At 45.0% G+C, this 12061-nt stretch carries 12 protein-coding genes; all 12 read left to right on the top strand.

All coding sequences use genetic code 11. The features are described from left to right. Positions 1–2: 2 nt before the first annotated feature. The 12 genes from yabG to mfd all read left to right on the top strand — a co-directional run bounded on the left by yabG (position 3) and on the right by mfd (position 11922). The gene (gene yabG / locus HOP45_RS19630) at positions 3–872 is read left to right on the top strand and encodes a sporulation peptidase YabG (RefSeq protein ID WP_181351136.1); all 870 of its coding nucleotides are present in this window, start codon (positions 3–5) and stop codon (positions 870–872) included. Positions 873–1062: 190 nt separating this feature from the next. Further along, positions 1063–1320 carry a biofilm formation stimulator Veg gene (gene veg / locus HOP45_RS19635; protein ID WP_181351137.1) on the top strand — a complete coding sequence of 86 codons (258 nt, stop codon included), beginning with the start codon at positions 1063–1065 and terminating at the stop codon, positions 1318–1320. 155 nt (positions 1321–1475) lie between these two features. Next, on the top strand, positions 1476–1649 hold the full coding sequence (locus HOP45_RS19640; protein ID WP_181351138.1) for a small, acid-soluble spore protein, alpha/beta type: 174 nt from the start codon (positions 1476–1478) through the stop codon (positions 1647–1649). 79 nt (positions 1650–1728) lie between these two features. Beyond that, positions 1729–2598 (top strand): 4-(cytidine 5'-diphospho)-2-C-methyl-D-erythritol kinase, encoded by an 870-nt coding sequence (gene ispE, locus HOP45_RS19645; protein WP_181351139.1) that lies wholly within the window; start codon positions 1729–1731, stop codon positions 2596–2598. A 55-nt stretch (positions 2599–2653) separates the two neighbouring features. Continuing rightward, positions 2654–3472, top strand: a complete 819-nt coding sequence (purR, locus tag HOP45_RS19650; RefSeq protein ID WP_181351140.1) for a pur operon repressor — start codon at positions 2654–2656, stop codon at positions 3470–3472. Between the two features lie 197 nt (positions 3473–3669). Next, positions 3670–3960, top strand: a complete 291-nt coding sequence (gene spoVG, locus HOP45_RS19655) for a septation regulator SpoVG (RefSeq protein ID WP_181351142.1) — start codon at positions 3670–3672, stop codon at positions 3958–3960. A gap of 208 nt (positions 3961–4168) precedes the next feature. Then, a complete protein-coding gene (gene glmU, locus HOP45_RS19660) occupies positions 4169–5548 on the top strand; it encodes a bifunctional UDP-N-acetylglucosamine diphosphorylase/glucosamine-1-phosphate N-acetyltransferase GlmU (RefSeq protein WP_181351144.1) in 1380 nt (459 codons plus the stop codon). Between the two features lie 15 nt (positions 5549–5563). Beyond that, the gene (locus tag HOP45_RS19665) at positions 5564–6517 is read left to right on the top strand and encodes a ribose-phosphate diphosphokinase (RefSeq protein WP_181351145.1); all 954 of its coding nucleotides are present in this window, start codon (positions 5564–5566) and stop codon (positions 6515–6517) included. A gap of 73 nt (positions 6518–6590) precedes the next feature. Continuing rightward, positions 6591–7244, top strand: a complete 654-nt coding sequence (locus tag HOP45_RS19670; RefSeq protein WP_181351147.1) for a 50S ribosomal protein L25/general stress protein Ctc — start codon at positions 6591–6593, stop codon at positions 7242–7244. Positions 7245–7471: 227 nt separating this feature from the next. Further along, the gene (gene pth / locus HOP45_RS19675; protein ID WP_181351149.1) at positions 7472–8035 is read left to right on the top strand and encodes an aminoacyl-tRNA hydrolase; all 564 of its coding nucleotides are present in this window, start codon (positions 7472–7474) and stop codon (positions 8033–8035) included. Positions 8036–8116: 81 nt separating this feature from the next. Beyond that, on the top strand, positions 8117–8347 hold the full coding sequence (fin, locus tag HOP45_RS19680; RefSeq protein ID WP_181351151.1) for an anti-sigma-F factor Fin: 231 nt from the start codon (positions 8117–8119) through the stop codon (positions 8345–8347). Positions 8348–8382: 35 nt separating this feature from the next. Then, positions 8383–11922, top strand: coding sequence for a transcription-repair coupling factor (gene mfd, locus HOP45_RS19685; RefSeq protein ID WP_181351153.1), 3540 nt, complete (start codon positions 8383–8385; stop codon positions 11920–11922). Positions 11923–12061 lie beyond the last annotated feature (139 nt).

The raw sequence follows: 12061 nt of genomic DNA on the forward strand, positions 1-12061 counted from the left end.
AAATGATTGTAAACGGTGATTTAGTTACGCGAACATCCTACAAGCACGACTTGATTTTCAGAGTGCAAGCGGTCAAACAGGACAGTGTCACCTTATTTGGTGAAGACTATCGACTCGAAGCAGACGCTCCCTTAGACGACCTGAAAAAAGTGTCCGGGGAAGAGTATAAGCGTAAGAAAAAACATGTCCACGAGCAGGAAGCGTACTCCTATCGTTTGTTTCGTCAGGATTATCAACTGCTGAAGGAAAAACGGGATGTGGAAACAGAGCAAATGTACGATGAAGAACCCCGTTATTTCCAATTAGCACCGCGTGTGCTTCATATTGATGGTGATCCGGTTTTTTTAAAAAAATGTATTGAACTATATCGTCAGCTTGGTATCCAGGTCCACGGAAATTATGTCAGTGAAAAAGAAATGCCGGAAAAAATCGGTGGACTGATTGACCGGATACAACCTGAGATCATCGTGATTACAGGGCACGATTCTTATTCCAAGAGCAAGGGATCCATTCGCGATTTGGGAGCGTATCGCCACTCGAAATATTTTGTCGACACGGTGCGTGCAGCTCGAGAGAAAGCGCCCAGTTTGGATCAACTCGTCATTTTTGCTGGAGCCTGCCAGTCTCACTTTGAATCCCTCGTTAGAGCAGGCGCTAATTTTGCTAGTTCACCGGGTCGCATTAACATTCACGCTTTAGATCCCGTTTACGTGGTAGCGAGAATCGCTTATACATCGTTTATGGATAAAGTGAATGTTTGGGAAGTGCTTCGCAATACGTTAAGCGGAAATAACGGTCTCGGTGGCGTTGAAACGAGAGGTTTACTTCGCGTTGGAATGCCGTACCCAAAAGAAGAAGTTGAAGAATCATGAGTGCGAGACGTTGTTTCACGAGAAGAGGCAACGTCTTTTCACATAAATTTCCTTTTGCTGGGTAAATTAAATAAATAGCGTCTGCAGCAATATTTTGTTGACATTAATTTTGTCATACTGGTATAATATAAGATTTTATTGACACGGATCACAGCTTGTGTTAATATTATATATAGTGAGGTGGAGTGTAGTGGCTAAAACGTTATTTGAAATTAAACAATCGTTGGAAGGTCAAATTGGCAAACGCTTGACTTTGAAAGCAAACGGGGGTCGCAGAAAAACCATCGAACGCTCTGGAATTCTAGCTGAAACGTACCCTTCCGTATTTATTATTGAGCTTGATCAAGAACAGAATGCATTTGAACGTGTATCTTATAGCTATGCCGATGTACTTACAGAAACAGTTGAATTAAGTTTTGAAGGCGCTTTGGCACTGGGTGAGCAGTAAACTTTTGTTTACTGCTTTTTATTTTGACATCAAACCGGACAAACTATACAGAGAAACTTTCCCATGCTTACATACAACTGACAGTATGAAAGAAACGAGGCTCCATAAACTAAGCTTGTCGCAGCTGAGTGATTAGCGAAAGGGGCTAACATGCTATGTCTAGACGAAAAGGGATTATGTCGGACAGTTTGAAAGAAGAAATTGCAAAAGAACTCGGTATTTACGACACGATTCAGCGCGAAGGCTGGGGAGGAATTTCAACACGGGATGCGGGGAATATGGTTAAAAGGGCTGTTCAAATGGCAGAAGAACAGATGAGTAGGGATTAAACCTTCAGGGGTTTATCCCTTTTTTTATGGAAATTATGATACAATGCTTGAAGATAAGACGTTGAAAAGGGTGTTTTCCATGCAAATTTTTGAAAAAGCACCAGCAAAAATCAACTTATCCCTCGATGTTCTTTATAAACGGGGGGATGGTTATCACGAAGTAGAAATGGTGATGACTACGATTGATTTAGCGGACCGGCTTGACCTCTCGCTTCTTGCGGAGGACCGGATTATCATCGAATCTGAGAGCCGTTTTGTTCCGAATGATGAAAGGAATTTAGCGTTTCGAGCGGCTAAATTAATGAAAGATACGTATCATGTCCGCCAGGGCGTGCGTATTATCATTGAAAAAAACATTCCTGTTGCAGCGGGTTTAGCTGGCGGTAGCAGTGACGCTGCGGCCGTTTTACGCGGGCTGAACCGTTTATGGGAACTTGGTTTAACCGAAAAGCAGCTGGCTTTGCTTGGAAGTGAAATTGGCTCGGATGTGGCGTTTTGCGTATACGGGGGCACGGCACTTGCTACCGGACGGGGAGAACAAATAGAGCACCTCCCGACACCGCCGCCTTGCTGGGTGATTTTAGCCAAGCCTGAAATTGGTGTGTCAACGCAATCCATTTATGAAAATCTTGATTTGAGTGATGCCCCACACCCGAATACGAAGGCGATGATCACCAGTTTGAAGGAAAACGACTTTGGGCAGTTGTGCCAACATGTCGGGAATACGTTGGAATACGTGACGATTGACCTGTATCCGGAAGTTGAACATATTAAGACACAAATGAAGCAAGCTGGAGGCGATGCCGTTCTGATGAGCGGGAGCGGCCCGACTGTTTTTGCGCTAGTCCAATATGACACGAGAGCACGCCGTATTTATAACAGCCTGAAAGGGTTTTGCGACGAAGTCTATCGGGTTCGTCTACTGGGAAATCGCGCCGATACTTGCTAGAAACCGTACAAATCTGTTATATTTAGTGAAAATATTCGGATTTCGAGGTGTGATGATGAAAAGAAGTGATCGGTTGGTCGCTATGACCAATTATCTAGTTGATCGCCCTCGTGAACTGGTGTCGCTGCCGTTTTTCTCAGACAAATACGATGCAGCCAAGTCATCTATAAGCGAGGATTTGACCATAATTAATTCAATGTTTCAGCATGAAGGGATCGGCCACCTTCAAACCGTCTCAGGTGCTTCAGGCGGCGTCAAATACATCCCAACTTTTTCGGATGCTTACAGCAGGACGTTTGTCACGCAGTTATGCCGGCAATTAGAAGATCCTGGCCGAATTCTGCCGGGTGGCTACTTGTTTATGAGCGATGTGCTTGGCGACCCGGGCACGGTGCGAGACATCGGTCGGTTGTTTGCATCGGCTTTCTCTGACCGCCAAGTGGATGTTGTCATGACGGTCGCTACGAAAGGCATACCGCTCGCTTACGCTGTGGCCGCCTATTTGAATGTGCCGGTTGTCATTGCCAGGCGTGATCCTAAGGTGACAGAGGGCGCCACGGTAAGTACGAACTATGTGTCTGGCTCAACTAGAAAAATTCAGACCATGGTACTGACAAAACGAAGCCTTGAGGAAGGCTCCCGTGTATGTATTATTGACGATTTCATGAAAGCCGGGGGAACAATCAACGGCATGAAAAATTTGTTAAAAGAGTTTAACGCTCATGTAGCCGGTGTCGGCGTGCTTGCTGAAGCAGAAGACGAAGAAGAGGAGCGCGTGGTCCACGACTATATATCACTCGTTCAAATTTTGAATGTTGATGATCGCAATCAAACCATCGACGTTCATCCAGGTAATTTACTGGAAGAAATTTAAAGAAATTTTTTGAAGTAGAATCCAGTTTTATAAAGCCTTCATCCCTTGCGATGAAGGCTTTTTTTGGCCATGTAACACCATGAGGGAAGCGCATCCAAATCTATGTTATTGAAAATTTTTTGGAAAATAAGCAGGAATTTTTTACGTTTTGTGGAATTTAGTTTATAAGTTCTTATAGGGAAAAGGTGGTGAACATAATGGAAGTGACTGACGTGAGACTGCGACGCGTTAATACTGAAGGAAGAATGCGAGCAATTGCTTCTATTACCTTGGATCAGGAGTTTGTAGTCCATGATATTCGTGTGATAGACGGAAATAACGGTTTGTTTGTGGCTATGCCAAGCAAGCGTACGCCTGATGGCGAGTTTCGGGATATTGCACACCCGATCAACTCCGGCACTCGCGGAAAAATTCAGGATGCAGTACTGGCAGAATATCATAATGCCGGTGAAGCAGAGGTTGAATATGAAGAAGCTGGAGCTTCTTAAAAGGCTATTATAACAACTAAGACCTAATCTTTAGAGATTAGGTCTTTTTTTATTGAGGCAGGAGGCTTGCCAGTTCCGCCGCAGAAAAGTGTATTGTTACGCTGGTCAGGAGTGAGCGAGGCGCTTTCGCTTTTTTGGACCTGTTTGTTGAAATAAAGCGCATTTTAAGATATTATTCATAATGGATAAATAGGATGGAGGTAACTTAATGGGCAATCGATATGCGATCGTGCTAGCTGCTGGCCAAGGCACACGGATGAAGTCAAAATTGTATAAAGTACTGCATCCCGTTTGTGGTAAGCCGATGGTTCAGCATGTGGTCGATCAGTTAAATAGAGTGCAGTTGAACGAGCTTATAACGGTGGTTGGTTTCGGCGCGGAGAAAGTCCAGGACCATCTAGGTGAGCAAAGTCATTATGTAATTCAGGAAGAACAGCTGGGGACAGGCCATGCGGTCCTGCAGACATCTGACATTTTGGCTGATAAACAAGGGACCACCCTTGTCGTTTGTGGCGATACCCCGCTCTTGACGAGTGAAACCCTCCAACATTTGTTGGATCATCACGAAAAAGAAGGGGCCAAAGCAACGATTTTAACAGCGCATGCTGAAAATCCTGCGGGTTATGGGCGTGTCGTTCGCAATTCATCTGGGGATGTCGAGCGAATCGTTGAGCACAAAGACGCGACAGGGGAAGAGCGTTCCATCCAGGAAATCAACACGGGCACGTATTGTTTTGATAACGCCTTTTTGTTCAATGCTTTGAACAGTGTATCAAACGATAACGTTCAAGGGGAATATTACCTGCCTGATGTGATTGGTATCCTTAAGCAGGAACAGGAAAAGATAAGTGCTTATCAGACACCGGAGTTTACGGAATCTCTCGGCGTCAACGACCGGGTTGCATTATCTCAAGCTGAAAAGATGATGAAGCAGCGGATCAATGAACATCATATGAAAAATGGGGTCACCATTGTAGACCCGGATAACACCTATATTGCACCCGATGTAGAGATCGGTCAGGATGTAACGATACATCCCGGGTCGATGATCGACGGCGTCTCAGTGATTCAAGACGACGTGACCATCGGGCCCCATTCTACAATCTCGAATTGTGACATAGGGACAGGCACTGAAATCACACAGAGTGTCGCGCGTGATAGTCAGATTGGTGCCCGTGTGTATATTGGCCCATATGCACATATCAGGCCCCAAGTGAATGTCGATGACGATGCGAAAATAGGTAATTTTGTGGAAGTCAAGAAAGCTTCTGTAGGGAAGGGAAGTAAAGTATCCCATTTGAGTTATATTGGAGATGCCAGCATTGGAAGCGGAGTCAACCTGGGTTGTGGTACAATAACAGTGAATTATGATGGCCACAACAAGCATCTGACTACCGTGGAGGATGACGCTTTTATCGGGTGTAATTCGAATTTGATCGCGCCGGTTACAGTAGGAAAAGGCGCCTATGTAGCGGCAGGCTCGACGATCAACAAAGATGTACCGGCAGAGGCGTTGTCCATTGCCAGGGCCCGTCAAACGAACAAAGAAGGTTATGCCAGCAAAATTAAAGCCACGAAAAAAGATTAATGGAGGGTTTATTCCATGGCATCTGGATACAAGGATTCGTCTTTAAAAGTGTTTTCGTTGAATTCCAACCCGGAATTGGCGGAAGAGATCGCAGACAACATCGGTACAGAATTAGGTAAATGTACGGTGACGTCATTTAGTGACGGCGAAATTCAAATTAACATTGATGAGAGCATTCGCGGATGCGATGTTTATGTGGTCCAATCGACATGTGCTCCTGTGAACCAGCATATTATGGAGCTGCTTATCATGATTGACGCACTGAAGCGCGCTTCTGCTAAGACGATTAATATTGTCATGCCTTACTACGGTTACGCTCGTCAAGATCGAAAGGCACGGGCACGCGAGCCGATTACAGCTAAACTCATGGCAAATTTACTAGAAACGGCAGGAGCAAGCCGGGTCATTATGTTGGACCTTCATGCTCCGCAAATTCAAGGTTTCTTTGACGTACCGATCGACCATTTAGTCGGCGTACCGATTTTGTCTGATTACTTTGAGAAGAAGTCCTTTGAAGATATTGTCATTGTCTCTCCTGATCATGGTGGGGTTACACGAGCCCGCAAAATGGCTGATCGGCTAGAAGCACCGATTGCGATCATCGATAAACGACGTCCCCTTCCGAACGTCGCGGAAGTCATGAATATTGTCGGTAATATAGAGGGCAAGACAGCCATCATTATTGATGATATTATTGACACAGCTGGAACAATAACGCTGGCCGCTAATGCGCTTGTTGAAAATGGTGCCAATGAAGTATACGCGTGCTGCACTCACCCCGTGCTCTCGGGTCCTGCTATGGAGCGAATTGAGAATTCCATGATCAAAGAACTCGTTGTGACGAACACAATTCCGCTCAGTGATGATAAGCTTATCGACAAAGTCACGCCGCTCTCGGTTGCTCCTTTAATCAGTGAAGCGATTATTCGCGTGCATGAACGTCAATCCATCAGCATGTTGTTTGATTAATGACAGGTTTGAAAGTGCTTGAAATAGGGAAAAAGAATATATTAGATAGTTATATCTATGGAGGTTGAAAATAATGGCAGTAAAATTGAAAGCGAATCAAAGACAGAATTTAAAACAATCCGTAACGCGTCAAATTCGTCAAGAAGGCGATGTTCCAAGCGTTGTATATGGCAAAGCTAAAGACCCGGTGACTATATCTGTTAACAGCATTGAATTGCTTAAAACAGTCCGCGATCAAGGTAAAAACGCGATCATTTCACTTGATATACAGGACAAAGAACCTGTAGAAGTTATGCTTCATGATTATCAGATCGATCCTCTTAAGGACGAGCTCCTTCATGCTGACTTCTATATCGTTGACATGGCAGAAGATATGGACGTTGAAGTACCGGTCCGCCTCGAAGGAGAAGCTTTCGGTTCCAAAGAAGGCGGCGTCCTTCAGCAGCCGTTGTATGAGCTATCCGTCCGCGCTAAGCCAAATCAAATTCCTGAAGAAATCACAATTGATGTAACGGATCTTGATGTGGGTGACAGCATCATGGTGAGCGATTTGAAGCAAGGTCGTAACTATGAAATCATTGAAGATGAGAACGCGACCATCGTTTCTGTAACGCCGCCAGAAGAAATGCCGACAGAACCAGAAGCTGAAGATCCAGATGCAGAACCAGAAGTCATTAACGAAAAAGATGAGGAAGGTTCTCCTGAAGAGGACGAAGATAAGTCCTAAATCGTATGTGATGGATTGATAGAGAGGAAAGGGCGTGACCATGTGTTGCGTCCTTTTTTATACGTGTTGAAGTCTTACGCCAGAGGAGCTAAAGCAATCTCCCCCTAGGGGGAAAAACGCCCCATTGCGATTTTGCTTAAGCTTGTCGGGGATAAACGGGCGCTTGCGCTTTTTATTTGTTATAATATTGGAAATATGAATATGATAGTGAAAAGGAAGTTGTGATCGTGAAATGTATTGTAGGGTTAGGCAACCCTGGTAAAAAGTATGCAAAGACCAGGCACAACATCGGTTTCATGATTATCGATGAGTTAGCTGAGCGGAATCACTGGGAACTGCAAAAAGAAAAATTCAAAAGTTTCTATACCGTCGAACATGTGGCGGGAGAAAAAGTTCTCATCGTTAAACCGCAGACCTATATGAATTTGTCTGGTGAAGCCGTTCGGCAATTCATGGATTATTATGAGCTTGATGTGGAAGATGTGCTCGTGATTTACGATGACCTGGATCTGCCTCCGGGTAAAATTCGCCTGCGACAAAAAGGTGGACATGGCGGTCATAATGGGATACGGAACATTATTGAACAGGTTAATGCAAAGGATTTTAATCGGCTTCGTGTTGGAATCGGAAGACCAAAAGGGCCGATGTCGGTTGTCGATTATGTCTTAGGCATGTTTGATTCGGAACAAACCGAACAAGCTGCAAAGAGTGTGGAACAAGCGGCGGAAGCTTGCGAAACATGGATGGAAAAACCCTTCAATGAAGTCATGAACACGTTTAACCAAACGTAAACTCACTCAAGTGGGTCTTCGTATAATTGATTTTAATGGCGGCTACACTAAATACAATCGATTAAAGGAGGTTGTATTTAGATGTCAATCATCTATGTGTGCCGTCATTGCCAACAAACTGTGGGGGAACTCAATCATTATGACACCGATACCTCAAGGCTTGGCCTTGAGCGTTTAAGCGCGGAGGACCATCGGGAAATGGTGGAATATCACGGTAACGGGGATATATCCATCCGTATAACATGTGAAGATTGTGAACAAGCCCTCACCGATCATCCGCAGTATCATGAGCTTGACTTTTTTATTCAATAAACCATGGCAATGGCTATGGTTGTGGAGGAATTGGTATGCGAGGTATAAAGGATTACTTATATTCAAGTGATGATATCCACTCGGTCATTTCCGGATTCGAGTCCGGAATGAGGGAGCAGATGGTATCAGGTCTCTCAGGCTCGGCGCGAGGTGTGCTCGTATCGTTGCTTGAGGAATCCTTGAATAAACCAGTGCTGGTTGTAACGCATCAACTCATACAAGCCCAATCCTTGTATGAAGATATCCAAGAATTATCGGAACATCGACATCATGTTTCTTTATATCCTGTTAACGAATTGATTGCTTCTGAAATTGCAGTGGCAAGTCCCGAACTTCGCAGCCAACGGATTGAAGCGTTGACCCGCTGGTTCAGCCAGGAATCGGGGATATTGATTGTGCCTGTAGCGGCCCTGAAACGTGTGATGCCTCCGCGTTCTTATTGGGACGAATACCAGCTTCCGTTTCAAGTTGGGAAAGATATAGCATTGGACGACTATTTGTCACGGTTGGTTGATATGGGATATGAACGATCTGACATGGTCGCAACGCCGGGGGAGTTTTCCTTACGGGGCGGCATCCTGGATATATATCCCTTAACAGCCGAGTTCCCCTATCGGATTGAGCTTTTTGACACGGAAGTCGATTCCATTCGAACATTTGATTCTGAATCGCAGCGCTCGATTGAAAAATTCGATCATGTTCATGTCGGTCCAGCCACGGAAATGTTATTAACGGATGAAGATTTTGCCCGTGCTTCCCAAAAGCTAGAGGACGCTCTGGCTCATTCCCTGCAGAAGCTGTCCTCGACGGAAGCCAAACAAACATTAAGCCAGCATGTGGAACATGATTTAGAACGCTTAAAAGAGCGCAGTCGTTTTCAGGAAATGTATAAATATATTAGCTATTTTTATGAACATCCGTCTAGTTTACTAGATTATCTGCCATCCGACGGCGTGATCGTACTTGACGAAATGAGTCGCATTCAAGAAACAGCGAAACAGCTTGATCATGAAGAAGGTGAATGGTATCAAAACCTGTTAGAATCGAACCAAATGGTGCGTGATCTCTCCATCTCTTACGATTGGCATGATGCCTGGGAGATGATGAAACAGCCCCGCCTGTATCTTTCTGTGTTTTTACGGCATATTCCGTCGACCCAGCCGGAGAATGTCGTTAATTTGTCATGCCGTCAGATGCAGCAGTTCCATGGGCAGATGAATTTATTGCAAAATGAAATGGAACGGTGGCACAAACAGAACGTATCGGTCTTGATCATGGCCCCTGATGATTCACGCAGCGAGAAGATCAAATCGGTTCTCGAGGATTATGGGATGGAGGCAGTTATCGCACAGGGAGAAGTGGAACTTCCTGTTACGATGCCGACAATCATTAATGGTAACGTCAGTACAGGGTTTGAACTGCCGTTGCATAAATTAGCTGTTTTAACCGAGAATGAGCTCTTTAAAAAACGGACATCCAAGCCGAAACGAAAGCAGAAGCTTTCTAATGCAGAACGGATTAAAAATTATCAGGAGTTGAAAGTCGGCGATTACGTCGTCCATGCCAATCACGGCATCGGCAAATACCTCGGTATTGAGACGCTGGTCATGGGCGGGGTCCATAAAGATTTCCTGTTAGTCAAATACTCAGGGGATGACAAATTATTTGTTCCCATCGACCAAATTGATTTGATCCAAAAGTATGTAGGCTCGGAAGGTAAAGAACCTAAAGTATATAAATTAGGCGGCAGTGAGTGGGCTAAAGTCAAGCGCAAAGTGCAATCCTCCGTAGAAGATATCGCTGATGATCTGATCAAGCTGTATGCAGAACGAGAAGCAACCAAAGGGCACGCGTTCGCTAAGGACGATGACATGCAAAGTGAATTCGAAGCGGCTTTTCCCTATCAGGAGACAGAAGACCAAATCCGTTGCATTGAAGAAATTAAAGAGGACATGGAAAAAGTCCGCCCAATGGATCGGCTCCTGTGCGGAGATGTCGGTTACGGAAAAACGGAAGTGGCTATCCGTGCAGCTTTCAAAGCGATTACGGATAACAAACAAGTCGCCTTTCTCGTGCCAACGACGATTCTCGCTCAACAACATTTCGAAACGCTGCAAGAGCGATTCCAGGATTTCGGTATCAATATTGAGTTGATGAGTCGCTTCCGCACCAGGAAACAACAGAAAGAAACGACAGATCGCTTAAGAAAAGGACTCGTTGATATTGTGATCGGCACGCATCGCATCCTCTCCCAGGACGTTCAATTCAAAGAACTGGGCCTTTTGATCGTTGATGAAGAGCAACGCTTCGGAGTGAAGCATAAAGAGAAAATCAAACAGATGAAAGCGAATGTCGATGTGCTGACGCTGACGGCCACGCCTATCCCCCGTACGCTCCACATGTCGATGCTGGGCGTCCGGGATTTGTCTGTGATTGAAACGCCGCCTGAAAACCGCTTCCCGATTCAGACTTATGTGCTTGAGTATAACCCTGTTTTCATGCGCGAAGCGGTGGAACGGGAAATGTCGCGTGGGGGCCAAGTCTTCTTTTTATTCAATCGAGTGGAAAACATCGAACGGATGGCACAGGATATTTCAGCTCTCGTGCCTGATGCAAGAGTAGCTTTTGCTCATGGGCAGATGAATGAAACGGAGCTTGAGAATGCGATGTTTGCGTTTTTAGAAGGCGAATATGATGTCCTCGTCAGTACAACGATCATTGAAACGGGAGTCGATATCCCGAATGTGAACACCTTGATTGTTTATGATGCTGACAAGATGGGGTTGAGTCAGCTTTATCAGCTGCGGGGTCGCGTAGGGCGTTCCAATCGTGTCGCTTATGCCTACTTCACCTACCAACGTGATAAAGTGCTGACTGAAATTGCTGAGAAACGGCTGCAAGCCATTAAGGAATTTACTGAACTTGGCTCTGGATTCAAGATCGCCATGCGGGACTTATCAATCCGTGGTGCCGGGAATCTGTTAGGCGCCCAGCAGCACGGCTTCATTGACTCAGTCGGTTTTGATATGTACTCTCAGATGCTCAAAGATGCTATTGAAGCAAAAAGGCAAGGGACAGAACCCGAAGCTATCCAGCCGTTCCAGCCTGAGCTTGACTTAGACATCGATGCTTATATTCCCGATACGTATATTCATGATGAAAAACAAAAGATCGACATCTACAAGCACTTCCAAGCAGCTGAATCAGTGGAAGATATTCATGATTTACGTGATGAAATCATTGACCGGTTCGGAGATTACCCGGAAGAAATCGAAAATCTGTTCCACGTGACATCGCTGCGTATCCACGCGAAAAAAGCACGGGTCGAGTCCGTCTCAGAAGATAAACGGAAAATTCAATTCCTAATGGAAGCAGAGACAAGCCAGCAAATTGACGGATCGAAACTGTTTGAGTTTGCCAATCAGTATGGGCGCATCGTTCAATTAGGTACAGAAGATCAGAAATTGAAGGTTACCTTTAATTGGGATAAAGATTCCAAACCGCGTCGCTATGAAATCGTCATCGAATTCCTGCAAGCTCTGCCCGGGATGATCCGTGCCGTGAATACCGCTTAGGTGATTAAATATCGTCGGACTGATACCTGTGTGGGTGGACCGATATCTACTTCTATTAGACCGATAAAATTGGGATTTGACCGATATTTGGTTGCTGGACTGATAAAATTGGAATTAGATCGATAAATGAGGCGACTTG

Source organism: Thalassobacillus sp. CUG 92003, assembly GCF_013618635.1.
In the GTDB taxonomy this organism is placed as follows: domain Bacteria; phylum Bacillota; class Bacilli; order Bacillales; family Halobacillaceae; genus CUG-92003.

Bases quoted from the DNA above. Each gene is read 5' to 3' on its own strand.
- HOP45_RS19665 (WP_181351145.1), top strand. From the start codon at position 5,564: ATGGCATCTGGATACAAGGATTCGTCTTTAAAAGTGTTTTCGTTGAAT.
- mfd (WP_181351153.1), top strand. From the start codon at position 8,383: ATGCGAGGTATAAAGGATTACTTATATTCAAGTGATGATATCCACTCG.
- spoVG (WP_181351142.1), top strand. From the start codon at position 3,670: ATGGAAGTGACTGACGTGAGACTGCGACGCGTTAATACTGAAGGAAGA.
- HOP45_RS19640 (WP_181351138.1), top strand. From the start codon at position 1,476: ATGTCTAGACGAAAAGGGATTATGTCGGACAGTTTGAAAGAAGAAATT.
- fin (WP_181351151.1), top strand. From the start codon at position 8,117: ATGTCAATCATCTATGTGTGCCGTCATTGCCAACAAACTGTGGGGGAA.
- glmU (WP_181351144.1), top strand. From the start codon at position 4,169: ATGGGCAATCGATATGCGATCGTGCTAGCTGCTGGCCAAGGCACACGG.
- ispE (WP_181351139.1), top strand. From the start codon at position 1,729: ATGCAAATTTTTGAAAAAGCACCAGCAAAAATCAACTTATCCCTCGAT.
- HOP45_RS19670 (WP_181351147.1), top strand. From the start codon at position 6,591: ATGGCAGTAAAATTGAAAGCGAATCAAAGACAGAATTTAAAACAATCC.
- yabG (WP_181351136.1), top strand. From the start codon at position 3: ATGATTGTAAACGGTGATTTAGTTACGCGAACATCCTACAAGCACGAC.
- purR (WP_181351140.1), top strand. From the start codon at position 2,654: ATGAAAAGAAGTGATCGGTTGGTCGCTATGACCAATTATCTAGTTGAT.